This is a genomic window from Streptomyces griseoloalbus (assembly GCA_014650015.1).
Taxonomy (GTDB): Bacteria; Actinomycetota; Actinomycetes; order Streptomycetales; family Streptomycetaceae; genus Streptomyces; species Streptomyces griseoloalbus.
This window is the reverse complement of the sequence record BMUD01000033.1, coordinates 22,433-49,239: the sequence shown is the minus strand read 5'-3', so window position 1 is coordinate 49,239 and position 26,807 is coordinate 22,433. Positions and strand designations below refer to the sequence as shown.

Genomic DNA, 26,807 nt, shown 5'->3' with positions numbered 1-26,807 from the left:
AAACCGTTTCGTTCGTGTTCTGCGTCAAGGTTGTCTGTTACTCATAAGTTGCCGGGGCCCGTGCCCCGGAAAAGCATGGGAAGAGTGAGCTATCTGCGTCTGCCGCACCTCAAGGACGACCTGCTGTGCTTCGTGGCCGAGGACGACCTCTGGCTCGCCCCGCTCGGCGGACCGGGCCGCGCCTGGCGGCTCACCGTCGACCGCACCAAACTCGGCCACCCCCGCTTCTCCCCCGACGGCCGCCACATCGCGTACACGAGCTGGCGCAGCCTCGACCCCGAGGTCCATCTCGTCCCGGTGGACGGCGGACCGGGCACCCGCCTCACCTACTGGGGCAGCTCCGACACCCGGGTCTGCGGCTGGGCACCCCCCGACGGGGACGGCGGCGCCGAGATCCTCGCCGTCGCCTCGCACGGCGAGCCGTTCTCGTACTTCACCTGGGCCTACAAGCTCGGCTGCGACGGCAGTCCGGGCCGCAAGCTGCCCTGGGGCCCGGTGTCCGACATCCAGGTCGCCGACCTCGCCGGGGAGCGCAAGTCCCTGCTGCTCACCGGCACCCCGCCGCACGAACCGGCCTCGTGGAAGCGCTACCGGGGCGGCGCCACGGGCAGGCTGTGGCTGCACGGGCACCGGCTGCTCGAAGGGCTCGGGGGCCATCTGCACTCCCCGATGTTCGTCGGCGGCCGGATCGCCTTCCTCTCCGACCACGAGGGCGTCGGCAACCTCTACTCGTGCGCGTACGACGGTTCCGATCTGCGCCGCCACACCGACCACGACGCCTTCTACGCCCGGCACGCCGCCAGTGACGGCATCCGGGTCGTCTACCAGTGCGCCGGCGACCTGTGGATCGTGGACGACCTCGCCCCCGGCGCCGCCCCGCGCCGTCTCGACGTAAGGCTGAGCGGGCCGCGGTCCGGGCGGCGCCGCTACCAGGTGCCCGCCGCCCAGCACCTCGCCGGCATCTCGGTCGACCAGACCGGCCGGGCCAGCGCCGTCGTCGTACGCGGCAGCCTGTACTGGCTCACCCACCGCGACGGCCCCGCGCGCACCCTCACCGACACCCCGGGCGTAAGGGTGCGGCTGCCGGAGATGCTCGGCGCCGGCGACCAGGTGGCGTATGTGACGGACGCCGAGGGCGACGACGCCGTCGAGATCGCCTCCCTGCCCCGGGCGACCGGCCAGCGCCCGCCCCGACGGCTGGCCGCCGGGAAACTGGGCCGGGTGCTGGAGATGGCCGCCGACCCGGACGGGGAGCGGCTGGCCGTCGCCGCGCACGACGGCCGGCTGCTGCTGGTCGACACCGGCGAGGCGGCGGACGGCCCGGGGGGCGAGGTCACCGAGCTGATCCGGTCCGTCAACGGGCCCGTGCGCGACCTCGCCTTCTCGCCCGACGGGGCATGGCTGACCTGGTCCCACCCCGGGATCGGGCGGTCGCTGCGGCAGATCAAACTTGCCCGGATCAAGGACCGGCTGGTCATCGACGTCACCAACGGCCGTTTCGAGGACGAGAACCCGGTCTTCACCCGGGACGGCCGCTATCTCGCCTTCCTGTCCTGGCGCGGCTTCGACCCGGTGTACGACGTGCACACCGGCGACCTGTCCTTCCCCCTGGGCTGCCGTCCCTATCTGGTGCCGCTGTCGTCGGCCACCCCCTCCCCGTTCGCCCTGAACCCGGAGGGCCGCCCCGCCGCCGGGGGCCTGGACCCGGTGGAGCGCGAGGACGCCGAGGAGGGCGGCGCGGTGACCGTCGAGGCGGAGGGCCTGGAGAGCAGGGTCACCCCCTTCCCGGTCGCCGCCTCCAAGTACTCGGGGCTGTACCCGGTCGCGGGCTGCGGACTGGTGTGGCTGCGCTGGCCGATCTCCGGCGCGCTCGGCGAGACCTTCGCCAACCCGGACGACACCAGCGGCCGGCCGACCCTGGAGCACTTCGGCATCAGCAAGGCCAAGAAGTCCGAACTCGTCGCGAAGCTCGACTTCTTCGCGGTCAGCGGCGACGGCAGCCGACTCGTCGTGGTCGACGAGGGCGAGCTGCGCGCGGTGCCGTCCACCGAGCCCGGCGACGGCGACTCCACGGTGTGGATCGACGCCCGCCGCATCCTGCACGAGGCCAACCCGGCGGCGGAGTGGCGTCAGGCGTACGCGGAGGCCGGGCGGCTGATCCGCGCCTACTTCTGGGAACCCGGCATGTGCGGCATCGACTGGGACGCCGTCCTGGAGCGATACCGTCCCCTGGTCGAACGGGTCGCCTCCCCCGACGAGTTCGCGGACCTGCTGCGCGAAGTCCTCGGCGAACTCGGCACCTCCCACGCCTATGTCACCGCCGCCCGCCGCAACGAGGGCCCCGCGCACTACCAGCGCCGCCAGGGCCTGCTCGGCGCCAACCTCGCGCCCCGGGAGGGCGGCTGGACGGTCGGGCGCATTCTGCCCGGCGACTCCTCGGACTCCCGCGCGCGCTCCCCGCTGGCCGGCACCGGCATCCGCGAGGGCGCGGTCCTCACCCATGTCGACGGCCGGCCGGTGGACCCGGTCACCGGCCCCTACCCGCTGCTCGCGGGCGCGGGCGGTACGACGGTGGAGCTGACGTTCCGCCCGGCCGCCGCCCACCCCCCTTCCGCGGACAGCCCGCCGGGTCCCTCCGGCACCGCGGAGGGCCGGGGCACGCCCCGGCGGGTCGCCGTCGTCCCGCTGACCGACGAGACACCGCTGCGCTACCAGGACTGGGTGGCCAAACGCCGCGCGGTGGTACGGGAGTTGAGCGGCGGCCGGTGCGGCTATCTGCACATCCCCGACATGGGCGGCTCCGGCTGGGCCCAGTTCAACCGCGACCTGCGCATGGAGGTGTCCCGGCCGGCGCTGATCGTCGACGTGCGCGGCAACGCGGGCGGCCACATCAGCGAACTCGTCGTCGAGAAGCTGACCCGCACCATCATCGGCTGGGACCTCACCCGCGACGCCCAGCCCGTCTCGTACGCCTCCAACGCCCCGCGCGGGCCGGTGGTGGCGCTGGCGGACGAGGCGACGAGCTCCGACGGCGACATGATCACCGCCGCGTTCAAACTGCTGCGGCTGGGCCCGGTGGTGGGCCAGCGCACCTGGGGCGGTGTGGTCGGCATGACCGGCCGGCACCGGCTCGGGGACGGCACGGTGATCACGGTGCCGATGAACGCGGCCTGGTTCGACGCGTACGGCTGGTCGGTGGAGAACAAGGGCGTCGCCCCCGACCTGGAGTCGCTGCGCACCCCGCTGGACTGGGCCGAGGGCCGCTACGCCCAACTCGACGACGCCGTGCGGCTCGCCCTGGACCTGCTGGAGACCAACCCCCCGGCCACTCCCCCGACCTACAGCGACGTCCCCGACCGCTCCCGCCCGAAGCTGCCGCCGAGGGCGGGGACATGAGGGCGGGGACGCGAGAAGGGGTGCCCTTCGCCGGGGCACCCCTTCCGCTTCACCGCATGACGGTCGGACGTCAGGCGTCGTAGTCCTGGTCGAAGCGCTCCTCGGACTCGCGCTGACGCTGCGGCTCGTCCATGTCCTCGTCCCGGCGGCGACCGCGGTTCTGCAGCTGCTCCTTGCCCTGCTGGGCGCGCTGCTTGGCCTGCTGCTGGAACTGCTCGGACTTCTCCTGGAACTGGTCCTTCATACCCATGTGGGTTCACTCCCGTGGTGGGGTGGGGGAACTTGCCCGACCAGATTCACACGGCCCGTCACCCTGCGCATGTCGATCACTTACGCACGGTAGCCCGATGCTGCTCATCGGCGTTGCCGCCCGCCCCGACCAGTCCCGTGCGGACGCCGCCGAGCCGGTCCGCGAACCGCCGCATCTCCCGCTGCCCCACGGTCCCGATGACCCCGGGAAGGTAGCCGCGCACGCCCTGCATCCCGCGCAGCCACCACTGCCCGTACACATGGCTCGCGCGCCGCTCGATCCCGGCCACCAGCCGGTCCACGGCGGGGCCCAGCGGGTAGGTCTTGTTGGACGGCCACGGCAGCCGCTGCCGCAACTCCCGCATCACGTCGTCCTGGTCGGCCCCGCGCACCATGTCGGTGTCGGTCCACGACAGATACCCGACGCCGACCTTCACGCCCCGGTACCCGACCTCCGCCCGCAGACTGTGCGCGTATGCCTCCACACCGGACTTGGAGGCGCAGTACGCGGTCATCATCGGCGCGGGGGTGAGCGCGGCGAGGGAGGCTATCTGCAGCAGATACCCGCGGCTCTCGGCGAGCAGCGGCAGGAACGCCCGCGCGGTGACCGCCGACCCGATCAGGTTCACCTCGATCACCCGCCGCCAGGACTGCGGATCGGAGTCGGCGAAGGGACCGCCCGTCGCCACACCGGCGTTGGCGACCACGATGTCGACCCTGCCGAACCGCTCCTTGACCTCCCCGGCGACCCGGGCCATCGCCTCGTGGTCGGTGACGTCCGCGTACCAGTGGTCGCTGTCGCTGTGCAGCCGCGCGGAGACGTCCTTGAGCGCGTCGGGCTCCAGCCCGACCAGTGCCACCTTCACCCCGCGCGCGGAGAGCTTGCGGGCCAGCAACTCCCCTACGCCGCGGGCCGCTCCGGTGACGACGGCGACCTTTCCTTCCAGACTGACCCTGCTCATGCGCTCTCCTCGGCGGGTTCGGCGTGGGTGTGGGCGGTCACATGGGTGCTGACGAGGTCCCGGATCTTCCCGGTGACCGGGCCGGGTGCCTCGACGGGGGTCATGTGGCCGATGCCGGTCAGTTCGGTGAGGCCGGTGCACTGCGGCAGCGCGGCGGCCAGCGACCGGGCGTGCACGGGCGGGGTGAGCCGGTCCGCGGTGCCGACGACGACCTCGGCGGGTACCCGCACCTCCCGCAGGGCGTGGTCGAGATCGAGTCCGTCGAGCACACCCGACCAGGCGTGGCGCACCGTGCGCGGACAGGCGTGCACGATACGGGCGCACGCCTCGACCATGTGCGGGTCCGCGGCGGGGCCCATCGTCGCGTACTTGAGGATCCGGCGGGCGAGCGGTGTGACCGGTCCGAGCGGGGCGCGGGAGCCGAGGACGCGCCGGGTCAGCCAGGTCCGTACCCGCCCCGGCCGGAGCGGCAGCACCGTCGACTCGGCGACCAGCCGCGAACTGCCCGTGCTGCACAGCAGGACGGCCGCCGCGTGCGCGCGGAACACGGGCCGGCCGGCGGCGGCCAGCACCGTCATGCCGCCCATGGAGTGCCCGGCGATCACGGCCCGTTCGCCGGGCCCGAGGGTGGCGTCGAGCACGGCCTCCAGGTCGTCGGCGAGCGCCTCGGTGCCGCACGCCGGGCTCGCGGGGGTCCGCCCGTGGCCGCGCTGGTCGTAGGCGATGACCCGGTGGTCGGCGGCCAGTTCATGGATCTGCGCCGCCCAGAAGGCGGTCGAGCAGGTCCAGCCGTGGGCGAGGACGACCGCGGGTGCCTGTTCGGGCCCGTGCACCTCCACGTGCAGCGGGGTGCCGTCGGCGGAGCGGACGGTCAGTTCACGGGCGGCGACGGGCGGGGCGTACGGGCCCGAGACGACGTGGGTGAGCCGGCTCACGCGGTCACCTCGGCGTTCTCCTGACGAGCGGCCTCTTTCCCGCCGGCGGATGCCCGCAGGACGGCGTACTCGGCGAGGTCCACCTGACGCGTCGCCCGCCGGAACTCGGTCGTCGTGCCCGGCCAGATGGTGGTGTTGCGTCCGCTCGCGTCCATGTACCAGCTGGTGCAGCCGCCGGTGTTCCACACCGTGCGCTTCATCCGTTCCTGCACCCGGTGGTTCCAGGCGCTTACGGCGCCCGGGCGGGCGTCGAGGGCGACCCGGCCTCCGAGGACGTCGAGCTGGCGGAGGTAGTCGGCCAGGTAGTTCAGCTGGGACTCGATCATGAGGATCATGGAGGAGTTCCCGAGGCCGGTGTTGGGCCCGATGATCGTCATCCAGTTGGGGAACCCGGCTGCGGAGGCACCGCGCAGGGCCTGCATACCGCCCGCCCAGGTCTCCGCGAGGGTCTTCCCCTCGGCGCCGACGACCCGCTCGGCGATGGGCATGTCGGTGACGTGGAACCCCGTGCCGAACACGATCGCGTCGACCTCGGCCTCGGTCCCGTCGGCGCCGACGACGGTCGACCCGCGCACCTCGCTCAGCCCGCTCGCGACGACCTCCACATTGGGCTGCGCGAGGGCCGGATAGTACGTACTCGACAGCAGGATCCGCTTGCAGCCGATGCGGTAGTCCGGGGTGAGCTTGGCGCGCAGGGCCGGGTCCTTCACCGCCCGGCCCATGTTGCGCTTGGCCAGCTGCTCGACGAAGCCGAGCTCGCCCGGGTGCTTGGTGAACGCCTGGACCTGCAACTCCCGTACGCCCCACAGCAGTCCGCGGCGCAGCCGGCTGGTGAAGGGCAGCGCCCGGTGCAGCGCGCGCTCCGCACCGCTGATGGCACGGTCGACGCGGGGCAGCACCCAGGCCGGGGTGCGCTGGAAGAGGGTCAGCCGCGACACGAGCGGCTGGATGGACGGCACGATCTGAATCGCCGACGCCCCCGTGCCGACCATGGCGACCCGCTTGCCCCGCAGCTCGTAGTCGTGGTCCCAGCGGGCGGAGTGGAACACCTTGCCGGGGAAGGTGTCGAGCCCGGGGACGTCGGGGAGCTTCGGCTCGGACAGCGGCCCGGTCGCGGACACGACCACGTCCGCGCTGAGGCGGCCGCTGCTCGTCTCGATCTCCCACCGCAACCGCTCGCCGTCCCACACCATCCGCTTCACCTCCGAGTCGAAGCGGATGTGCGGGCGCAGCTCGAAGACGTCGGTGACGTGCTCGAGGTAGGCGCGGATGTGCTCCTGCCCGGAGAAGGAGCGGGGCCAGTCGGGGTTGGGCGCGAAGGAGAACGAGTACAGGTGCGACGGCACGTCGCACGCGCATCCGGGATAGCTGTTGTCGCGCCAGGTGCCGCCGACGCTCCCCGCCCGCTCCAGGACGACGAAGTCGGTGATCCCCTCGCGGCGGAGCCGTACGGCGGCCCCGAGTCCGGCGAACCCGGACCCGACCACCGCCACCCGTACGTGCTCGTACTCGTTCTCGTGCTCGTGCTCGGCCATCCCGAAGCCTCCACGCATCGCTCTGAACCCTGCCAGTGAACACTGGCGCAATGGGAGAGTAGAGCAGCTCCGTACTGATGGGTAGGGGGCGAACGAGGAAAGTTACCGCCGGTACGCCCTAGGTCCTGTCGTCAAACTCCCGTCGTCGCCCGGAGGGCGGCCCTGCGGCGTCAGGTGCGTGCTCTCGGTGTGCCGGGCCCTGGCCCTCGTACTGGATGTACTCGGGTCAGGGCCCGGTGCGGCGAGAGTGCGTGCATGGCGTCGCGGGGCAGACGGGAGTTTGACGACAGGGCCTAGGCTGCTGACGTGGCAGAGGACAAGTCAGGACCCGGTGAGCGGCGCGAGTACCGCATGGAGGAGCTGGCCCGCCTGGCCGGCATCACGGTGCGCACCCTGCGCTTCTACCGCGAACGCAAACTGATCCCGCCACCCCGCCGCGAGGGCCGTATCGCCTGGTACGACGACCACCACCTGGCCCGCCTGCGCACAATCACGGCGCTACTCGAACGCGGCCACACCCTCAACGGCATAGCGGAACTCGCCGAGGCCTTCGACCACGGCCGCGACGTCGGCGAACTCCTCGGCATGGAGCACCCCACCGAGGAGACCCCCGTCCGCCTCACCCCCGAGGAACTCGCCGACCGCTTCGCCGGCCAGGTCACCCCCGAGAACCTGGCCGCCGCGCTGGAGCTGGGCTATCTCGGCACCGACGGCGAGGAGATCGTCCACATCAGCCGCCGTCTGCTGGACGTGTCCTCCGCCCTGGTCCGCGAGGGCATCCCGCTCGCGGAGGTGCTCCACACGGGTGCGGAGGTCCGCACCCACGCCGACGCGCTCGCCGACCTCTTCGCCACCCTGATCCTCCGCCACGCCCCGGAGGAGGCCCTCCACCGCCTCCGCCCGCTGGCCCGCAGCGTGGTCGACGCGGAGCTCTCCCTGGCCCTGGACCGCCGGCTGAGCACACGGGACCAGGGGCGCCACCCCGGGACGGCAGGCCCGGGGCCCGCCTGACGGAGTCACCGCGCCCTCAGGCGCCACCCCCGGGGCCCGCCTGACGGATCACCGCACCCTCAGGCGCCACCCCCGGGGGCCTCCGACAGATTCCACGCGACAGCCCCGGCGTCGGACCCCGCGGAGGCGATCTCGTACGTCACCTCGCCCCGTGGCCGCTTGACGGGCACCAGCTCGTCGCCGGCGTTGCAGGGCAGTCGGCGCGTGGCCGACGTCCCGTTGACGGTGAGCCGGACCGTGAACGCCGTGCCGCGCCCCGAGCAGGCGACCGACAGGAAGTAGTCGGTGCCGGAATCGAGCGCGGGGACGCTGCGGCGGATCCGCCCGGGCAGGTCACCGGCGCCCTCGTCCGCGGGGTCGTCCGGTCGGCGGTCCAGGTTCATGTCCGCGCCCAGGCCGTCCAACGCCGCCCGCCGGTAGACGTTCCGCGGGGAGGTGCCCTGCAGCAGCCGCTGGACATCGCGCAGGGTCCTGGGCTTGTACGTCTCGCTGATGGCGAACTTGGCGACGGCGTCCTGGGGCAGGCCCCGAACGGCCCTGCGATACGCGTCGGGGCCTGTGGAGCGGCCTTCGAGCTCCCCCCGTCCGAAGGTCTCGGCGTCGTAGGGCAGGGCCGCGTCGTCACCGATCAGTTCCACCCCCTTCCCCAGGCGGGCGAGGCCGACGAGGTAGGTGTGGCCGGGTTCGAGGCGAGGCGCGCCCTCACGCGCGGCCTCCTCCCTGCCGCCCCACAGGGTGGTGTACCAGCCTTTGGCCCGCAGGGTGATCTCCTCGGGCGGCCGAGGTGCCCCGGGCCTCGACCAGACGACCCGGGTGACGGTCGCGGTGACCGTCCGGGGGATGTGGTCGCCCTCCGGATCGGGCTCGCCCGCCGTCTCCCGTGTGACGCGGATGACGGCGGCGTGGTCACCGTGGGCGACCCACTCCTCCGCGGCGGCCGAGCCGCGGAACGGATCGTACGAGGCACGGGGAAACACCCGGCGGCCGTCGTCGCCCGCGAGGGCCACCCCACCACCGACGGCCGTCAGCACGGCCAGCCCGGTGACGATCCCGGTCCTTGCTCGTCTCCTCGACGCCACTGCGCTCCCGTCCGATGCCCTCGGTCCCGTCGGTCACCCAAGAGGGACGGTTCGGACAACCGTTCGGTTGCACCGGCGGGCGCCGGCCTCCCCGTCCCTGTACCGAAACAGGAGAACCCTCCCCCTCATGGGGTGTTCACTCGAAGACCACCGTCACCGGCGCGTGGTCCGACCAGCGCTCGGCATGCGTGGCCGCGCGCTCCACGTACCCCTTGACCGCGCGGGCCGCGAGCCCCGGGGTCGCCATCTGGTAGTCGATGCGCCAGCCGGTGTCGTTGTCGAAGGCCCGCCCCCGGTACGACCACCAGGTGTACGGCCCGTCCACGTCCGGGTGCAGTGCCCGCACGACGTCGACGTACCCACCGTCGGCCGGATCGAGGACGCGCGAGAGCCACTCCCGCTCCTCGGGCAGGAACCCGGAACTCTTCGTGTTCCCTCGCCAGTTCCTGAGGTCGGCCTTCTCATGGGCGATGTTCCAGTCGCCGCACACCACGACCTCCCGCCCCTCGGCGGCAGCCCGCTCACGCAGACCCTTGAGGTACGCGAGGAACTCCCCCATGAACCTGACCTTCTCGTCCTGCCGCTCCGTACCGACCTCCCCGGAGGGCAGATAGAGCGAGGCGACGGTCACACCGGGCAGATCCACCTCCGCGTACCGCCCGCTGCCGTCGAACTCGGCCGACCCGAACCCCACCCGCACCCGGTCCGGCTCCCGCCGGGTGTACAGCGAAACCCCCGCGCGCCCCTTGGCGGCGGCGGGCGCATGCACGACATGCCACCCCTCGGGCTCCCGCACCGGCTCCGGCAGTTGCTCCGCCTCCGCCCGCACCTCCTGAAGACACACCGCATCGGCGGAGGTCTGCGCGAGCCACTCCACGAAGCCCTTCTTGGCGGCGGCCCGCAGTCCATTGACGTTGACGGAGGTCACAGTGAGCATCAGGGCACGATACGACACACCACGTCCGGGCGTGTTTTACGGTATTCGGCATGGATATCCGCCGGGTCCCCTACGACCACCCCGACGCCGTGAAGCTGGACGCCGAAGTCCAGGCCGAGTACCACGTCCGCTACGGCGACGGCGGCGACGCCACCTCCATGGACCCGGCGGACTTCGCACCCCCGAACGGCATCTACCTGATCGCGTACGACGAGGCCGGCGTCCCCGTGGCCTCCGGCGGCTGGCGCGTCCAGGACGCCAACGACGAGGGCAACCGCGACGGCGACGCCGAGCTCAAGCGCATGTACGTGATCGAGCAGATGCGCGGCCGCGGCCTGGCCCGCCGCGTCCTGGCCGCCCTGGAGGACGACGCCCGCGCGGCCGGCCGCCTCCGCATGGTCCTGGAAACCGGCGTCAAGCAGCCGGAGGCCATCGCCCTGTACACCTCAAGCGGCTACGAGCCCTGCGAGAAGTTCGGCTACTACCGCTTCCACGAGGACAGCCGCTGCTACGCCAAGACGCTGTAGCGGACCAGTCCCCATGTTCGCTGCCGTCCGCGGTACACATCGTGCCGGGGAACGCGGCCTCGCCGGTCGACAGGCAGAGGGCGGCAAGGTCCCGCCCTCGTCCGACGGGAAGTGAACGCGCGGCAGCCCTCCCTCGACAGGGTGCGCGTGATCGCCGCCACTCCCCCTGCAACGCCGGTGAGCGGCCGGGGCGTTTGGCTTCTCTGCTCGGCTACCGCGTCACGACGCACCGCTTCAGTTTCGAGGCGGTTCCCCGGTCAGGTCGCGATGAGGGTCCTCCCCTGAACGTGCCGAGGGAAGTTGCGGCGGATCGAAACCTCCAGCACCCAGTGCGAGGGATGAGTGAAAATCATCGGCGATATCGGGGACGTTGTGCACGATGGCGATGAGATTTCCGATGGCGGATCCCAGATGTTCGCTTCTCCAACGCAGGACCCCCTGAATTCTCATGAGGGCCGTGGTGAGCTCACCGTCAGCGGCCCTTTCGGAGTTCTCGATCAGGAGTTGCAGATCCCCCTGGATCACTTCGTCCCTCGGCAGCTCCCGGATCTGTGCCCCTCCAGTGGCGAGGGCGCGGGCTACGTACGCCAATTGGTCAAGCCCTTCATACTGCCCAGTTCGAACTGCGTCCCGCCCCCAGACGACGTAACCGATCATCCAGGCGTGAAGTGAGAGGAGCCAGTACCTGGCCTGCCGCCGGGCCTCCTGCTGTTTATCGCTGAGAAATTGAACGCTCAGGTGGCGGACGGCAGTCACACCGGCTGCCACACCGAACGTGGCGCTGCCGTACTGCACCGCGTCTGTAAGGGACTGGTTGAACCCCAGATAGCTCGTGGCCCAGGTGGCTACACCTGCGGCCAGGGAATTGACCCCATCCTGGAGGAGCCGATAACGACCGATCCGGACGTCGTCGGGTACGCCGTGCAGAATCTCGTTCGCCATCTCGATCCGCAGAGCTTCTTCATCATCCGAAGGTCCCCGCGAGTCGATCAAGAGGCCGTAGACTGCGACTGAGAATCGCTTACCGAACAGGACGGTACGATCCTGAGTCGGTGCCACGCCGGCCAGATCAAAGGCTTCGTTGCTTTTTTCCGTCTCTGCGGCGCGCTGACCCCAGTCCGCCATGCGCTTGAAGAACGTCGTGTTCATTCCGTTGCGCCACTCGGGAAAGCGGACACCGTAGGTGACGTGTTCCCGGGTGAGGCGCGTCGTTGCCCTTACCACCCCACGACTGCGTTCGCCCGGGATCGGTGTATGGTCCAGCTCATCACATAACAGCTTGGCGGCTTGCGCAATATGGGGAGGGGTTGGATCGTCCCGCTTACGGCCTGGGTACAGGGCCTCGACAACGGCCCTGTAGCGGATATCGGCCAAGAGCGCACGCCGATGCACGATCCTCTTCAGAGCCCGGAAACCTCGGTATGCATGCGTCCCGGATCGCCCTACGTCCCCCATGATGGCCATGAGACCTCAGGGTAGTGACGTACACCACACCGCCGCCACCTATGGCCAACGGTGCCCTTGACAGCCGAGTCGAGCGTGTGGCGATCTCGACGGCGCCTGCGGCCTGCTGGTCGGTGATGCGATGGTGGACGGCCTCCTTCCCTGTCCCTCGGCCGAGTTGATGGGCCGTCTCGGTCACAGTCCGGTCGGCTGTCTCCAGCGACGGTGCTTCCGCGATGCCGGCCCACCACGTGCCGGCCGGTTACCGGGAGGCGGTGACGGTGGTGCTTCCGGCGCGGAGTCCGAGCGGGTCGTCGTCCCGTGGGATCTCGCACGGGAGGGGTTCGGGCGGCTGTCCCGGAGCAGCGTCCCCAGGACGTTGACGCGTCGGCGCGCAAGGGGCGATGACGGCCGGGACGTGTGCGGCCTTCGCCTCGCTTCTTCAAGTAGAGCCGCGGTCGGGGCCGTCGCCGATGATGCTGGTCCGATAGCGGTGCTGCGCAGGCCGGCGGCGGACGCCGGACGCCCTGAGCCGGGGGAGGCGGCACGCCATGCGAACCGCGCGACGTCAACCGCCGGTTCCTCGACCCGGGAAGATCACGGCAGTTGCCGTACCTCGCTGCCGTACGACACGTCAAAGCCCCGGTCGGGAGATCCCGACCGGGGCTTTGAGCTGCGTGGACCTGAGGGGATTTGAACCCCTGGCCCCCTCGATGCGAACGAGGTGCGCTACCGGACTGCGCCACAGGCCCTTGCAACGAGTGAAACTTTAGCACCCCGATCGGTGTGCTCGGAAATCCGTTGTGCCCACGGGCGACCCGCTACTCGTTGGCGGCCCGGGGGCGGTCCCCGTCCTCGTACTGGTCGAAGAGCGGGGTGCGGCCACGCTCGCGGGAGCGACGGGCCGAGGCCGCCCGGCGGGCGTCGCTGCGGCCGTCGTCGTCGTGCTCGTCAGCACCGGCCGGGTCCGGTTCCGCCGCCTCGTCCGGTGCCTCCTCCGGCGGTACGGCGCTCGAGCGGGCCGAGCTCCAGGTGTCCTGCGCGCCGAGGTCGACGTCGCTGGTGGCGCGCGGGGCCACCGGGGCGGTCACGTACGTGGGCAGGGGCACCGGGACCGGGTCCCAGCTGTCGCCGCCCTGGCCGGGCCGCCGCTGCCGCTCGCGCTGCTGGTCGACCCACTCGGCGTGGTCGGTCTGCTCGACGAGCGCGCGCCGGTCCGCGGCCAGCGCGGAGAGGCCTGGGTCGGTGTCGGTTCCCGCTTCCGGCCCCTCCGGTTCGTCGGGGTCGGCGTCGTCGACGGTCGGGCGGCGGCGCGGCGGGCGCTGGCGCTCACGCAGCCGCTGCGCCGCGACCTCGGCCTGTCGGCGGTCCATCTGGTACGCGAAACGGCGGCGCTCCTGGGAGCGCAGGTACGCGATGTACCCGCTCAGCAGCACGGCGGGCACGCCGGGCGCCCACAGGAACGCGAGCCCGCCGACCGCCGCGACGATCGCGCCGAGCGTGAAGGCGACGAACAGCATCGTGGTGGTGCGACGGCGGCGCGCGAGCACCTTCGAGCGCCGGGCGCGGGCGGCGGCGGCCTGCGCCGCCGCGGACTCCGGTCCACGACGGGCGGCCGGGACACGCCCCCGCGCGGCACCGTGCTCGGATGCCCGCCGGTCCACGGGCTCGGATGCCCGCCGCTCCGCGTGTTCGCGCGGGGGCCGGCCGGCCCGTGCGGGTGCCGGTTCCGGCCGCTCCGCGGGGAGTGACGGTACGGGCGCCTGGGTCTGCGGACGGGTCTGGGACACGGCGAAGGCCCGGACGTCCACCGAGTCGGTGATCGCATCCGGGTCGTGGACGCCCTGCTCCCCCTCGTCGGCGGAGCGCGCCCGCAGGTCCTTGGCGTACCGGCGCTCCATACCCGCCCGTCCGGACAACAATCGGATGGCGGTGCTGAAGCGTTCCGTCGGACGGGCCTCGTTCAGCTCGTCCTGCCTACGGAGCCACATCGGCACCAAGTAGGCGGCCCAGGCCCCGACAATGACTGCGTAGATGAGGCCGCTGCTGCTCACGCCTCACACGGTAGAGGGGTTTGCCGCGGGCCATCCGCCAATTGAGCCGGTGTGTCGCACGATCTGGCTGATATTTCGAACATTTTTTGTGAGGACTGCGATCGGGTGGCCACTCGAACCGGGAATTCCGAGCCCGTAGGCGGTCATCCCGCGCTTGAATTCGAACATTTATTCAATTTCCCGGTCCGTGCGGGATTCACCGGTTGCGCCGCTCGTGTCCGGGCAGCTCGTGGCCGGACCGCTCCTGAGAGCGTGCCCGGTGCCACCGGGCGAGCAAACCGTCGGGGACTTCCTCCGCCGTGAGCGCGAAGACGAGATGGTCGCGCCAGGCACCGTCGATGTGGAGATATCGCGGACGCAGCCCCTCCTCGCGGAATCCCAGTTTCTCCACGACCCTGCGGCTCGGCCTGTTCTCCGGGCGAATGCAGATCTCGATGCGGTGCAGTCCGACGCCACGGAAACAGTGGTCCACGACCATGGCCACGGCCGTCGGCACCACTCCGCGGCCGGCCACCGCCTCGTCCACCCAGTAGCCGACGTGCCCCGAGCACATGGAGCCCCAGGTGATCCCGGCAACCGTCAACTGGCCGACGAGACGCCCCCGGTACTCGATGACGAACGGCAGCATCCGGCCCGCGTTCGCCTCGGCCCGCAGATGGCGGACCATCTGACGGTAGGTCGGCCGGTGGGTGATCGGGCCGCTGGGCGTGGGCGGCGGGATGGTCGCCTCCCAGGGCCGCAGCCAGTCGCGGTTGCGCCGGTTGATCTCGCGCCAGGCCTTCTGGTCGCGCAGCCTTATCGGCCGGAGGACGATGTCGCCGTCCACCAGCTCGACCGGCCAGCGGGGGCTGTTCAGCTCGCACCCCCACCGCTGGCGTCCGGTCCGGGGTGGTCCCCGCCGCGCACCTGGTCGACGGCGTGCCCCAGCAACGGCTCCAGGACGGCCAGGCCGTCCTTCACCCCACCGCTGGACCCGGGCAGGTTGACGATCAGTGTCCGGCCCGCGACCCCGGCGAGTCCCCGGGAGAGGGCGGCCGTGGGCACCTTGTCCCGGCCGTACGCCCGGATGGCCTCCGCGATGCCGGGGACCTCGTGGTCGATGACCCGGCGGGTCGCCTCGGGGGTGCGGTCGGTGGGTGAGATGCCGGTGCCGCCGGTGGTCACGATCACGTCGTACCCGGCGTCGGCTCCCGCGCGCAGGGCGGCCTCCACGGGGTCGCCGTCGGGCACGACCCGCGGCCCGTCCACGGCGAAGCCGAAGCGCCGCAGGCCCTCCGCGACCAGCGGGCCGCCCTTGTCCTCGTAGACCCCTGCGGCGGCCCGGTTGGAGGCGGTGACCACCAGCGCGCGGTACGGCGCACCACCGGCTGACGCGTCGAGTGTCATGCCCGGCTCCAGTCGCCCGACTTTCCGCCCGTCTTCTCCTCGACCCGCACGTCCGTGATGACCGCCTTCTTGTCGACCGCCTTGACCATGTCGATCACGGTGAGCGCGGCGACCGAGACCGCGGTGAGCGCCTCCATCTCGACGCCCGTGCGGTCCGTCGTCTTCACGGTGGCCGTGATCTCCACGGCGTCGTCCGCGACCGACAGGTCCAGTCTCACACCGGACACCGCCAAGGGGTGGCACAGCGGGATCAGATCGGGGGTGCGCTTGGCGCCCATGATGCCCGCGATGCGCGCGGTGGCCAGCGCGTCGCCCTTGGGGACGCCCTCGCCGCGCAGCAGCTCGATCACGCGCGGCGAGACCAGGACGCGGCCGGTGGCCCGCGCGGTGCGCGCGGTCACGTCCTTGCCGGACACATCGACCATGCGGGCGGCGCCCGCCTCGTCGAGGTGGGTCAGATGGGGCTGCTCGGAGGGTCCGGGGGTCTCCCCCCGGGAAGGCACGGTCATGATCGTGTGGCGCTCCCGGTCCTGGCCCGTGGCGGTGCGGCGCACGGGCCTGCTGTGCGCGACACGGTACCGCCAACCGGTCGTGCTCAGCCGAGCAGGACCACCTCGACCTCGGCGCCGGGCACGACGGACTCGACGTCCTCGGGGACCACGATCAGCGCGTCGGCCTGTGCCAGGGCCGCCACGAGGTGGGATCCGGCACCGCCGACGGGGGTCACCCCGCCGTCGGCGTACCGGCCGCGCAGGAACTGGCGGCGGCCCTTCGGCGAGGTCAGTGCCCGCTCCGCGGTGAGCTCCGCGCGGACCCTCGGCCGGTGGACGTCCGTCAGGCCCATCAGGGTGCGGATGGCGGGGCGGACGAACAGCTCGAAGGAGACGTAGGAGGAGACCGGGTTGCCGGGCAGGGCCAGCAGCGGAGTGTGGTCGGGGCCGATGGAGCCGAAGCCCTGGGGTTTGCCCGGCTGCATGGCGAGCTTGCGGAACTCGATGCCGCTGCCGGGCTCGTCCGCGTCGGCGGCGTACGACAGCGCCTCCTTGACGACGTCGTACGCCCCGACGCTCACGCCGCCGGTGGTGACCATCAGGTCGGCGCGCACCAGCTGGTCCTCGATGGTGTCGCGCAGGGTCGCGGCGTCGTCGGCGACGGCGCCCACGCGGTAGGCGATCGCGCCGGCGTCCCGGGCGGCGGCGGTGAGGGCGAAGCTGTTGGAGTCGTAGATCTGACCCGGGCCCAGTTCCTCGTCGGGCTGGACGAGTTCACTGCCGGTGGAGAGCACCACCACGCGCGGGCGGGGGCGCACCCGGACCGTGCCACGGCCGATCGCGGCCAGCAGGGAGATCTGCGGCGGGCCCAGGATCGTACCGGCCTCCATGGCGCGGTCTCCGGCCTTGACGTCGCTGCCCTCGGCGCGCACATGCGCGCGTGCCCCGGCCGGGCGGTAGACGCAGACCTGCCCGGCGGCGGCCTCGGGGGCCAGGCTGCGGGCGCGCATCCCGGCGACCGGGCCCTCGCCGAGGCCGCCGTCGGTCCACTCCACGGGGACGACCGTCTCGGCACCGGGCGGGAGCGGGGCGCCGGTCATGATGCGGGCGGCCTGACCGGGTCCGACGTGCAGGAGGTCGGCCTGGCCGGCCGCTACGTCCCCGACGACCTCGAGGGCCGCCGGGTACTGCTCGCTCGCGCCCGCGACGTCCGCGACCCGGACCGCGTACCCGTCCATTGAGCTGTTGTCGAACGGGGGCAGGGACACCGGCACCGTGATGTCCTCGACCAGGACGCAGCCCTGGGCGTCGAGGAGGTTCAGCTCGATGGGCTCGAGGGGGTGGACGGTGGCGAGGATGTCGTCCAGGTGCTCGTCCACCGACCAGAGGTGGTCCGGGCCTGCGGTGCGGGGCGCGGCGGTGCTCAACGTTGCTGCATCTCCTCGGTGACGTAACGGCGGAGCCAGGTCCGGAAGTCCGGGCCCAGGTCCTCACGTTCGCACGCGAGTCGGACAATGGCACGCAGGTAGTCCCCGCGGTCACCGGTGTCATAGCGCCGGCCCTCGAAGACGACACCGTGCACCGGGCCGCCGATCCTTTCGTCCGCCGCGAGCTGCTGGAGGGCGTCGGTGAGCTGGATCTCGCCGCCGCGGCCGGGCTCGGTCTTGCGCAGTATGTCGAAGACGGCCGGGTCGAGGACGTAGCGGCCGATCACGGCGTAGTGCGAGGGCGCTTCCTCGGCGGTGGGCTTCTCGACCAGGCCGCTGACCTTGACGACGTCGGCGTCCTCGGTGGCCTCCACGGCGGCGGAGCCGTAGAGGTGGATCTGCTCGGGGGCCACCTCCATGAGCGCGATGACACTGCCGCCGTGCTCCTGCTGGACCCCGATCATGCGCTGGAGCAGGGGGTCGCGCGGGTCGATCAGGTCGTCGCCGAGGAGGACGGCGAAGGGCTCGTTGCCGACGTGCGGGGCGGCGCACAGCACGGCGTGGCCGAGGCCCTTGGGGTCGCCCTGGCGGACGTAGTGCATGGTGGCGAGGTCGCTGGACTCCTGGACCTTGGCGAGGCGCTCGGCGTCGCCCTTCTTTCCCAGGGCGGACTCCAGCTCGTAATTGCGGTCGAAGTGGTCCTCCAGGGGGCGCTTGTTGCGGCCCGTCACCATGAGGACGTCGTCGAGTCCGGCGGAGACGGCCTCCTCGACCACATACTGGATCGCCGGCTTGTCGACGACTGGCAGCATTTCCTTGGGAGTGGCCTTCGTGGCCGGCAGGAACCGGGTGCCCAGACCTGCTGCGGGGATGACAGCCTTGCTGATCCGAGGGTGCGACTGAGACATGTCCGACACCATATCCGGTGTCATTGTGGGGAATCTGTGGCTCCGATTATTTCCTACTCATATGAGCATTTCGGAACGGTACAGGGACAGACTTGAGACACAACGATCGCCCGGACGAGCCTGACAAACGAGCGTTGCGACGGGAAATCCTCACGGTGAGGAACGGGTTGACGGCGGATGACACGCGGGATTCCGCGACCGCGCTGGCCCGGCAGGCGCTCGGGCTGCCCGAACTGGCGCACGCGCGCACGGTGGCGGCGTACGTCTCGGTCGGCAGCGAACCCGGCACACTCGCGCTGCTGGACGCGCTGCGCGCGCGGGGCGTACGCGTCCTGCTGCCCGCGCTGCTGCCCGACAACGACCTGGACTGGGGCGCGTACACCGGAGAGGGCTCCCTCGCGCGGGTCCGGCACGGTGGACGCATGGCCCTGTTCGAGCCCGCCGGGGAACGCCTCGGACCGGACGCCGTGACGGACGCGGACGTCGTGCTGCTGCCCGGACTGGCCGTCGACGCGCGCGGGATGCGGCTGGGGCGCGGCGGAGGCTCGTACGACCGGGTCCTCGCCCGGCTGGAGCGCGCGGGCGCGCACCCGGCGCTGGTGGTGCTGCTGTACGACTCCGAGGTCGTCGAACGCGTCCCCGAGGAGCCCCACGACCGGCCGGTGCACGCGGCGGTGACGCCCTCCGGGGTCCGGCGGTTCGGCCGCACCCCGGGAACGCCCGGTCACTGACGGAGAACGCCTGATGACGAACGTCCGACGGCGAACGCCTGCGACGCGCATCGGCCCCCACGCGCGCGTGGGGGCCGATGTCGGCGGCGGACCGGACGGGGTCAGGGCCTGAGCAGCAGGGTGTCGCTCGTGCTGCCCTCGACCGCCTTGTCCGAGTACGACCACTCCAACAGCTCACCCTCGGCCCACTTGTCCGTCTGGTCGACGTAGTGGGCGCTGTAGGCGTGGCCGGAGGCGCCGGTGAGGTTGATCCACCGCGACTTGTCGAGGTCGCCGAGGTTGACCACCATCCGCATGGACGGCACCCACACGACTCCGTAGCCGCCGGCGGCGTTCCAGCCGGTCGCGTTGACCGTGGCCTCGCCGCCGCCGAGCTTCCACGGCCCGCGGTTGAGGACGTACTGGATGAGGCCGGGGCCGTCGGTGCCGAGCGTCTGGTTGTTCAGGAACAGGCGGTGCAGCCGGCCCCAGCTCCAGGTGTCGATGTCCTTGCCGAGCTTGGCGGTCAGCTCCCAGCGGGCGTCGATCATGGCCCGCTTGAACAGATCGTCACGGTTGTCGGCGCCGAGGCGGGTGCCCTTCTTGGGCGTCGTCCACCACTCGCTGTCCTTGTCGTCCATCAGCGTGCGGACCACCTCGAACCAGCGGTCGCCGCCGTCCGGCTGCGCCTGGTCGGCCTCCCGCTGACCGCACTCACGGACCTTGTCCGCCTCGTCGGCGGGCCCGGTGGTGTTGACCGGCTCGACCCACAGGCACTGGCCCTTGACGCGCACTTCCTTGGGCAGCTTGTGACCGAAGGCGAGCTTGAGGACGTTGCGCCACACGGAGTTGAAGTAGGCGGCGGCGGCCGAGTCGGCGTCCTGGGTGTAGTCCCAGCCCTCCAGCAGCTTCTGCGCCTCGCGTACGTCCTTGTCACCCGTGTCGATCTTGAGCAGGTGGGGCACCAGCAGCTTGGCGATGGAGCTGGAGTTGTCCAGCTGCATCTGCCGCATGTCGTCGGTGGAGACCTTGCCGCCGTCCTTGATCTTCGACTGGATCAGGTCCGTGATGCGCTGGCTGCGGGCGCCGTAACCCCAGTCCGTGGTCAGCGTGTAGGGGTAGTCCTCGCCGACGACGGCCTGGTTGGCGGTGACGATGTAGCCGCGCTCCGGGTCGAACTCGTAGGGCAGCGCGTCCTGGTCGATCCAGCCGGTCCACTCGTAGTCGGGGTCCCAGCCGGGGGCGGGGATCGAGCCGTCGTGGCCCTCCGCGCGGGTGGGGATCTTCCCGGGCAGCGTGTAGCCGATGTGGCCGTCGGTGTCCGCGTAGACGAGGTTCTGCGAGGGCACCTCGAAGAGGGCGGCCGCCTCACGGAAGTCCTCCCAGTTCTTCGCGCGGTTCATCGCGAAGACGGAGTCCATGGTGCGGCCCGGGTCCAGCGCGGTCCAGCGCAGCGCGACGCCGTAGCCGTCGCCCCGGTCGGGGGCCGCGCTGTCGACGGTGGCCTTCTTGCCGGCCTTCACCAGGTCGTCGGAACGGTCGGAGAGAAGGGGGCCGTTGTTGGTCTCACGGACGACGATCTTCTGCGCCTCGCCGCCGGCGACCTCGATGGTCTCCTCGCGGGTCTTGAACGGCACCACCTTGCCGTCGTACTGGTAGCCGTCGCCGGTGATCTTCTCCAGGTAGAGGTCGGTGACGTCGACCCCGGAGTTGGTCAGGCCCCAGGCGACGTCCTGGTTGTGGCCGATTATCACGCCGGGCATGCCCGCGAAGGTGTAGCCGGTGACGTCGTACTGGCACTTGGCGGAGACGCTGCGGCAGTGCAGGCCCATCTGGTACCAGACGGACGGCAGCGAGGCCGACAGGTGCGGGTCGTTGGCGAGCAGCGGCTCGCCGGTGATGGTGTGGTCGCCGGCGACCACCCAGGAGTTGGAGCCGATGCCGTCGCCGTTGATGCCGACGGCGGTGGGGAGGTCCTGCATGACCTCCTGGAGGCCCGTCAGCTGATTCTCCAGGGCGGAGCCACCGGTGCCGGTGCCGGTACCTGTGCCCGTGCCCGTGCCGGTACCTGTGCCCGTGCCGATTCCCGTACCGGTCCCGGTGCCGGCGCCGGTTCCGGTGCCGGTCCCGGTGCCGGTGCCCGTGCCGCCCGTGCCCTCGCCCTGCTCGTACGTCCCGGTGAGCTCGTTGTACTGGCCCTCCTGGATGACCGGCTTGTTCCGGTCGTACGGGTACGCCGGGTACAGGTCGGCGATCTGCTTCGGGCCGAGGCGGCTGGTCAGCAGCGCGCGGTCGATCTCGTCCTGCATGTTGCCGCGCAGGTCCCAGGCCATCGCCTTGAGCCAGGCCAGGGAGTCGACCGGGGTCCACCGCTCGGGCGCGTAGTCGTTGGTGAAGCTCAGCGCCGCGTACTCCAGGGAGATCTCCTTGCCCCCCTTGCCCTCCAGGTACGCGTTGACCCCCTTGGCGTACGCCTGGAGGTACTTCTTCGTGGCGGGGGAGAGCTTCTTGTCGTACTCCTCCTTGGCGATCCGGTCCCAGCCCAGGGTGCGCAGGAACTCGTCGTTGTCGACCTGGCCCTTGCCGAACATCTCCGACAGGCGCCCGGAGGTCATGTGCCGGCGCACGTCCATCTCGTAGAACCGGTCCTGCGCCTGGACGTAGCCCTGCGCCATGAACAGGTCCTCGTCGGAGGAGGCGTAGATCTGCGGGATGCCGTAGCCGTCGCGTTTGACGTCGACGGTTCCCGTCAGGCCCTGGAGTGTGATCGAGCCCTTGGTCTGGGGGAAGGAGGCACGCACGGTGCTGACCGACCAGTACCCGCCGTAGGCGACACCGCCGATCAGGGCCAGCACCAGGACGAGCACGATCAGTCGGGCTTTACGCCCTTTCTTCCTGCCGGACTTGCCGGGTTGCTGACCCGTGGAGGCGGTGGTGTCGGTGGGCATCGCTGTCCTTGCTGTCCTAACGCGAGCGGCAGGTCGGGCTGTGCTTTTAACTGAGCGCTGGAGCAACGATAGGCGTAGGGGCCCGTGGCACTTGACGCGGAGTCGGGAACCAGCCCGGACGGCCGTTCGATCTTGCCGCGCTCCGCGTCAAGAAAACGTCAAGAGTTAGGTAAGGTAACGAAGTAGTTTGCCGCGAAAGCGGTGGATCGCAAGCGATGTACGTGAGCTCACGCGCGGGTGCGCATGAGTCAGGGAAGGGAACGGCCGCTGACTGTCCACCACCTCAACCAGCTCCTGCTCGTCTGCTCGATCGTCCTGCTCGTCGCCGTGGCAGCGGTCCGGATCTCCTCGCGCAGCGGGCTCCCCAGCCTGCTCGTCTATCTGGGCATCGGCATCGCGATGGGCCAGGACGGCATCGGCGACATCCACTTCGACAACGCCGAGCTGACGCAGGTCATCGGGTACGCGGCCCTGGTCGTGATCCTGGCCGAGGGTGGTCTGGGCACCAAGTGGGCCGAGGTGAGACCGGCCCTGCCGTCCGCCTCCGCGCTGGCGCTGGTCGGCGTCGCGGTGAGTGTCGGGGTCACGGCGTCGGCCGCGCACTACCTGATCGGGCTGGAGTGGCGGCAGGCGCTCATCATCGGCGCGGTGGTGTCGTCGACCGACGCGGCGGCCGTCTTCTCGGTGCTGCGGAAAATACCCCTGCCCTCGCGGGTGACGGGCACGCTGGAGGCCGAGTCCGGCTTCAACGACGCGCCCGTCGTCATCCTGGTCGTCGCCTTCTCCACGGCCGGACCGGTCGAGCACTGGTACCTGCTGCTCGGTGAGATAGCGCTGGAGCTGGCCATCGGCGCCGCCATCGGACTCGCGGTGGGCTGGCTGGGCGCCTGGGGGCTGCGGCACGTGGCGCTGCCCGCCTCCGGCCTCTACCCGATCGCCGTCATGGCCATCGCCGTCGCCGCCTATGCGGCGGGCGCCATCGCCCACGGCAGTGGCTTCCTCGCCGTCTACCTCGCCTCGATGGTGCTGGGCAACGCCAAGCTGCCGCACTGGCCCGCCACGCGCGGGTTCGCCGAAGGGCTCGGCTGGATCGCCCAGATCGGCATGTTCGTCCTGCTCGGTCTGCTGGTCACCCCGCACGAGCTGGGCGACAACATCGTGCCCGCGCTGGTCATCGGGCTGGTGCTGACCGTGGTGGCCAGGCCGCTGAGCGTCGTGGTGTGTCTGTCGCCGTTCCGGGTGCCCTGGCAGGAGCAGACGCTGATGTCGTGGGCGGGGCTGCGCGGCGCCGTGCCCATCATCCTGGCGACGATTCCGATGGTGCAGGGCGTCGAGGCGAGCGAGAAGATCTTCAACATCGTCTTCGTCCTGGTCGTCGTCTACACCCTGATCCAGGGTCCGACGCTGCCCTGGCTGGCCCGCAAGCTGCGTCTGGGCGTGGACTCCGGCGCCGCCGATCTCGGCATCGAGTCGGCGCCCCTGGAGCGCCTGAGCGGGCATCTGCTGTCGGTCGCCATCCCCGCCGGATCGAGGATGCACGGCGTGGAGGTCGCCGAGCTGCGGCTGCCCGCGGGGGCCGCCGTCACCCTGATCGTGCGCGGGGGGACGTCCTTCGTGCCGCTGCCGTCGACGGTGCTGCGGCGCGGGGACGAACTGCTCGTCGTCGCCACGGACCCGGTACGGGACGCCGCCGAGCGGCGCCTGCGCGCGGTGGGCCGCGGCGGCAAGCTGGCCGGCTGGCTGGGCACCGACGGATCACAGGCCGGACACTGACATGGTGCTCATCTTCACAGGCACACAGGCTGTTGATCCCTGTACTATGCACGCGACCCCCAGATCGAACCAACTCTGCCTGACGCAGAGCTGGCGCGACCGTATGGCGGCCGGCACGCCCTGAGCTGTGGCGCCGGCATCTACCGCAGTCAGCGCAAGAGGACAGCTCTCGGCGCGCCCGCACGTCCCGCGTGGGCCGTGCTACCAGGTGGCAGAAAGGCACGGGCCGTGGCATCCACGGTCACTCCGTCGAAGGACTCGGCGGCCGCCACCCGTCCGGGATACGGCCGACTGCTGCGCACCCGCGGCGCCTGGACGTTCCTGGTCCCCGGCTTCGCGGCACGCCAGCCGTTCGCGATGCTCACCCTCTCCCTCGTGCTGCTGGTGCAGCACACCACCGGCTCGTACGGCGCGGCCGGCGCCGTCGCGGCCGTCACCGGCGTCTCCATGGCCCTGTTCGCGCCCTACAGCGGCCGTCTCGCCGACCGTCACGGGCAGCGCGCCGTCCTGGTGCCCGGCGTCCTGGTGCACACGACGTCCGGGCTGGCCCTCACCGCGCTGGCGCTGACCGACGCACCCCTGTGGGCGCTGTTCGCCGCCGCCGTGCCCACGGGCGCCTCGGTGCCGCAGATCGGGCCCATGGTGCGGGCCCGCTGGGGCGTGAAGCTCAAGGGGTCCCCGCTGATGACCACGGCGGCGGCCTTCGAGTCCGTCACCGACGAGCTCACCTTCGTCGTCGGACCGCTGCTGGCCACGGCCCTGTGCACGGCCGTCGACCCGGCCGCCGGCCTGGTCACCGAGGCCGCGCTCACCCTGATCGGCGGACTGCTGTTCGCCGCCCAGAAGGGAACGCAGCCCCGGGCGGGCCACGACGGGCACGCGCGCGTGCAGCACGTTTCCGCGCTGCGCGTCCCCGGGGTGCGCGTGCTGATCGTGACCTTCCTCGGCATCGGGGCCGTCTTCGGGGGCATGCAGGTCTCACTGGCCGCCTTCAGCCAGTCGATCGGCGAGCCCGGACTGAACGGCGTCCTGTACGGCGTCTTCGCCGCGGGCAACATGCTCTCCGGCATCGCCTGCGGCGCGATCGTCTGGAAGACCGCCCCGCAGCGGCGCCTGGTCGTCGGCTACGCCGCGCTCGCACTGACCGCCTCCGCCCTGTGGACGGCGCACTCGGCGCTGCTCCTGGCGGGGATCGGCCTCCTGGTCGGCATGTGCGTCGCACCCGCCCTGATCACCGGTTACACCCTGGTGGAGGACCTGGTCCCGGCCGGTGCCCGCACCGAGGCCTTCACCTGGCTGACCGGCGCCGTCGCGCTCGGCCAGGCCGCGGCCGTCACGGCCGCCGGACAGCTGGAGGACCGCCTCTGGGACGGCGCCGGGTTCCTGGTGCCGATGGCCGGTACGGTGCTCGCTCTCGTGACACTGCTGGCGCTGCGGTCGCGGCTGGTGCCGGGCCCGCGCGGGCGCACTGTCGCACGTGGCGTGGGTCACCGCGAGCCCGTCGCAGTGGACTGAACCCACGGAATACGTCACTATGGACCGTCGTTAGCACTCATCGAGTGAGAGTGCCAGGAGGAAGACAGTGCCCACCTACCAGTACCAGTGCACCGAGTGCGGCGAGGGCCTCGAGGCGGTGCAGAAGTTCACCGACGACGCTCTTACCGAGTGCCCGAACTGCCAGGGCCGCCTGAAGAAGGTGTTCTCGGCGGTCGGCATCGTCTTCAAGGGCTCGGGCTTCTACCGCAACGACAGCCGCGGCTCCTCGTCCAGCAGCTCGCCGGCGTCGTCGAAGTCGTCCGGCTCCGCCTCGACGAGCTCCTCCGCTTCCTCCTCCTCGGACTCAGGTTCGGGTTCGGGTTCGAGCTCGTCGACCGGTTCGTCCGGCTCCGGCAGCTCGACCAGCACCACTGCCGCGTAAGGCACCGGCGCCGCGTAAGGCGGCACTGCCGCGTGGGGCGGCGTCGTCGTGTGCCGCGTAGGGCACCATCGCCGCGCGACGCCGTTTTCCTACGGGACCCTGTCGTCCGCCGACGACGGGGTCTTCGGCGTTCGAGGGGCGTGGTCCGGCGGTCTCGCAGTATCAGGGCAGCGGTGGTCGCTGGCGCCGCCGGGTGGTTGGCGCGGGGTCGGCGCCCGGCAGCCGGCGGTTAGGGTGCGGAGCATGGCGAACATGGCGAAGGCCGAGATCGGCGTGATCGGCGGCTCCGGTTTCTACTCCTTCCTCGACGACGTGACCGAGGTCCAGGTCGACACCCCCTACGGGGCGCCCAGTGACTCCCTCTTCCTCGGCGAGGTGGCCGGCCGGCGGGTCGCCTTCCTCCCCCGGCACGGACGCGGCCACCATCTGCCGCCGCACCGGATCAACTACCGGGCCAACCTGTGGGCGCTCCGGTCGGTCGGGGCGCGCCAGGTGCTCGGGCCGTGCGCGGTGGGCGGTCTGCGGCCCGAGTACGGGCCGGGCACGCTGCTGGTTCCGGACCAGCTCGTGGACCGTACGAAGTCCCGGGTGGGCACGTTCTTCGACGGACTGCCGCTGCCCGACGGCACGGTGCCGAACGTGGTCCATGTGTCGCTGGCCGACCCCTACTGCCCCACCGGGCGGGCGGCCGCGCTGAAGGCGGCGCGCGGGCGGGACTGGGAGCCGGTGGACGGCGGCACGCTGGTCGTGGTGGAGGGACCGCGCTTCTCCACCCGTGCGGAATCGCTGTGGCACCGGGCGCAGGGCTGGTCGGTGGTGGGCATGACCGGCCACCCCGAGGCGGCACTCGCCCGTGAGCTGGAGCTCTGTTACACCTCGCTGACCCTGGTCACCGACCTCGACGCCGGCGCCGAGACCGGTGAGGGGGTCTCCCACGACGAGGTGCTGCGGGTGTTCGCCGCCAACGTGGACCGGCTGCGTGGGGTGCTCTTCGACGCGGTGGCCGCGCTGCCGTCGACGGAGGAGCGGGACTGCCTGTGCACTTCGGCACTGGGCGGGATGGATCCGGGGTTCGCGCTGCCGTAGGCGGCTTTCCAGGAGCTGCCGTGGGCGGCTCC

The 26,807-nt window shown here is 71.4% G+C and carries 22 protein-coding genes and 1 tRNA gene; 8 read left to right on the top strand and 15 right to left on the bottom strand.

Annotated elements, in window-relative coordinates:
• Nucleotides 1–84 precede the first annotated feature (84 nt).
• Nucleotides 85–3,396, top strand: coding sequence for a S41 family peptidase (locus IE178_RS32740; RefSeq protein ID WP_193514766.1), 3,312 nt, complete (start codon nucleotides 85–87; stop codon nucleotides 3,394–3,396).
• A gap of 70 nt (nucleotides 3,397–3,466) precedes the next feature.
• Here IE178_RS32740 and IE178_RS32735 read toward each other — a convergent pair whose 3' ends face one another.
• The 4 genes from IE178_RS32735 to IE178_RS32720 all read right to left on the bottom strand — a co-directional run bounded on the left by IE178_RS32735 (nucleotide 3,467) and on the right by IE178_RS32720 (nucleotide 7,077).
• Entirely contained in the window at nucleotides 3,467–3,646 is a 180-nt protein-coding gene (locus IE178_RS32735) for a hypothetical protein (protein WP_184763720.1), read from the bottom strand.
• A gap of 76 nt (nucleotides 3,647–3,722) precedes the next feature.
• Nucleotides 3,723–4,607, bottom strand: coding sequence for an SDR family oxidoreductase (locus IE178_RS32730; protein WP_193514765.1), 885 nt, complete (start codon nucleotides 4,605–4,607; stop codon nucleotides 3,723–3,725).
• Nucleotides 4,604–5,542: an alpha/beta fold hydrolase gene (locus IE178_RS32725; protein WP_193514764.1), complete on the bottom strand. Its 939-nt coding sequence runs from the start codon at nucleotides 5,540–5,542 to the stop codon at nucleotides 4,604–4,606. The genes IE178_RS32730 and IE178_RS32725 overlap by 4 nt, the downstream gene beginning before the upstream one ends.
• Nucleotides 5,539–7,077: a flavin-containing monooxygenase gene (locus IE178_RS32720; protein ID WP_193514763.1), complete on the bottom strand. Its 1,539-nt coding sequence runs from the start codon at nucleotides 7,075–7,077 to the stop codon at nucleotides 5,539–5,541. Before IE178_RS32720 ends, IE178_RS32725 begins: the two co-directional genes overlap by 4 nt.
• 351 nt (nucleotides 7,078–7,428) lie before the next feature.
• Here IE178_RS32720 and IE178_RS32715 point away from each other — a divergent pair, with 351 nt between their 5' ends.
• Entirely contained in the window at nucleotides 7,429–8,088 is a 660-nt protein-coding gene (locus IE178_RS32715; RefSeq protein ID WP_184763984.1) for a MerR family transcriptional regulator, read from the top strand.
• 59 nt (nucleotides 8,089–8,147) lie between these two features.
• Here IE178_RS32715 and IE178_RS32710 read toward each other — a convergent pair whose 3' ends face one another.
• Together IE178_RS32710 and IE178_RS32705 are read right to left on the bottom strand one after the other, a co-directional pair.
• Nucleotides 8,148–9,167: a hypothetical protein gene (locus tag IE178_RS32710; RefSeq protein WP_193514762.1), complete on the bottom strand. Its 1,020-nt coding sequence runs from the start codon at nucleotides 9,165–9,167 to the stop codon at nucleotides 8,148–8,150.
• A gap of 136 nt (nucleotides 9,168–9,303) precedes the next feature.
• Entirely contained in the window at nucleotides 9,304–10,104 is an 801-nt protein-coding gene (locus tag IE178_RS32705; protein WP_193514761.1) for an exodeoxyribonuclease III, read from the bottom strand.
• A 50-nt stretch (nucleotides 10,105–10,154) separates the two neighbouring features.
• On the opposite strand from IE178_RS32705, the gene IE178_RS32700 reads away from it, so the two are divergent.
• The gene (locus IE178_RS32700) at nucleotides 10,155–10,631 is read left to right on the top strand and encodes a GNAT family N-acetyltransferase (RefSeq protein WP_193514760.1); all 477 of its coding nucleotides are present in this window, start codon (nucleotides 10,155–10,157) and stop codon (nucleotides 10,629–10,631) included.
• Between the two features lie 234 nt (nucleotides 10,632–10,865).
• Here the strand turns inward: IE178_RS32700 and IE178_RS32695 are convergent, their stop codons facing one another.
• From IE178_RS32695 to galU, 8 genes are all read right to left on the bottom strand, one after another.
• Nucleotides 10,866–12,005, bottom strand: coding sequence for a hypothetical protein (locus IE178_RS32695; RefSeq protein ID WP_193514759.1), 1,140 nt, complete (start codon nucleotides 12,003–12,005; stop codon nucleotides 10,866–10,868).
• Between the two features lie 747 nt (nucleotides 12,006–12,752).
• A tRNA-Ala gene (locus IE178_RS32690) sits at nucleotides 12,753–12,826 on the bottom strand.
• 69 nt (nucleotides 12,827–12,895) lie between these two features.
• Nucleotides 12,896–14,128, bottom strand: a complete 1,233-nt coding sequence (gene sepX, locus IE178_RS32685; RefSeq protein WP_193514758.1) for a divisome protein SepX/GlpR — start codon at nucleotides 14,126–14,128, stop codon at nucleotides 12,896–12,898.
• Between the two features lie 196 nt (nucleotides 14,129–14,324).
• A complete protein-coding gene (locus tag IE178_RS32680; RefSeq protein WP_229876334.1) occupies nucleotides 14,325–14,954 on the bottom strand; it encodes a GNAT family N-acetyltransferase in 630 nt (209 codons plus the stop codon).
• A 26-nt stretch (nucleotides 14,955–14,980) separates the two neighbouring features.
• Nucleotides 14,981–15,514 carry a MogA/MoaB family molybdenum cofactor biosynthesis protein gene (locus IE178_RS32675; RefSeq protein ID WP_184763729.1) on the bottom strand — a complete coding sequence of 178 codons (534 nt, stop codon included), beginning with the start codon at nucleotides 15,512–15,514 and terminating at the stop codon, nucleotides 14,981–14,983.
• On the bottom strand, nucleotides 15,511–16,023 hold the full coding sequence (moaC, locus tag IE178_RS32670; protein WP_184763730.1) for a cyclic pyranopterin monophosphate synthase MoaC: 513 nt from the start codon (nucleotides 16,021–16,023) through the stop codon (nucleotides 15,511–15,513). Before moaC ends, IE178_RS32675 begins: the two co-directional genes overlap by 4 nt.
• An 86-nt stretch (nucleotides 16,024–16,109) precedes the next feature.
• On the bottom strand, nucleotides 16,110–17,432 hold the full coding sequence (gene glp, locus IE178_RS32665; protein WP_193514757.1) for a molybdotransferase-like divisome protein Glp: 1,323 nt from the start codon (nucleotides 17,430–17,432) through the stop codon (nucleotides 16,110–16,112).
• On the bottom strand, nucleotides 17,429–18,340 hold the full coding sequence (gene galU / locus IE178_RS32660; protein ID WP_193514756.1) for a UTP--glucose-1-phosphate uridylyltransferase GalU: 912 nt from the start codon (nucleotides 18,338–18,340) through the stop codon (nucleotides 17,429–17,431). The genes glp and galU overlap by 4 nt, the downstream gene beginning before the upstream one ends.
• 92 nt (nucleotides 18,341–18,432) lie before the next feature.
• On the opposite strand from galU, the gene IE178_RS32655 reads away from it, so the two are divergent.
• Nucleotides 18,433–19,071 carry a 5-formyltetrahydrofolate cyclo-ligase gene (locus tag IE178_RS32655; RefSeq protein ID WP_184763733.1) on the top strand — a complete coding sequence of 213 codons (639 nt, stop codon included), beginning with the start codon at nucleotides 18,433–18,435 and terminating at the stop codon, nucleotides 19,069–19,071.
• Between the two features lie 101 nt (nucleotides 19,072–19,172).
• On the opposite strand, the gene IE178_RS32650 is transcribed toward IE178_RS32655, so the two are convergent.
• Nucleotides 19,173–21,998 (bottom strand): penicillin acylase family protein, encoded by a 2,826-nt coding sequence (locus IE178_RS32650; RefSeq protein WP_193514755.1) that lies wholly within the window; start codon nucleotides 21,996–21,998, stop codon nucleotides 19,173–19,175.
• Nucleotides 21,999–22,241: 243 nt separating this feature from the next.
• Between IE178_RS32650 and IE178_RS32645 the strand changes: the two genes are divergently transcribed.
• The 4 genes from IE178_RS32645 to IE178_RS32630 all read left to right on the top strand — a co-directional run bounded on the left by IE178_RS32645 (nucleotide 22,242) and on the right by IE178_RS32630 (nucleotide 26,775).
• Nucleotides 22,242–23,771 (top strand): potassium/proton antiporter, encoded by a 1,530-nt coding sequence (locus IE178_RS32645; protein ID WP_221492290.1) that lies wholly within the window; start codon nucleotides 22,242–22,244, stop codon nucleotides 23,769–23,771.
• A gap of 228 nt (nucleotides 23,772–23,999) precedes the next feature.
• Nucleotides 24,000–25,286: an MFS transporter gene (locus tag IE178_RS32640; protein ID WP_193514754.1), complete on the top strand. Its 1,287-nt coding sequence runs from the start codon at nucleotides 24,000–24,002 to the stop codon at nucleotides 25,284–25,286.
• A 67-nt stretch (nucleotides 25,287–25,353) separates the two neighbouring features.
• On the top strand, nucleotides 25,354–25,689 hold the full coding sequence (locus IE178_RS32635; protein ID WP_184763737.1) for an FmdB family zinc ribbon protein: 336 nt from the start codon (nucleotides 25,354–25,356) through the stop codon (nucleotides 25,687–25,689).
• A gap of 243 nt (nucleotides 25,690–25,932) precedes the next feature.
• Nucleotides 25,933–26,775: an S-methyl-5'-thioadenosine phosphorylase gene (locus IE178_RS32630; protein ID WP_193514753.1), complete on the top strand. Its 843-nt coding sequence runs from the start codon at nucleotides 25,933–25,935 to the stop codon at nucleotides 26,773–26,775.
• Nucleotides 26,776–26,807: the final 32 nt, after the last annotated feature.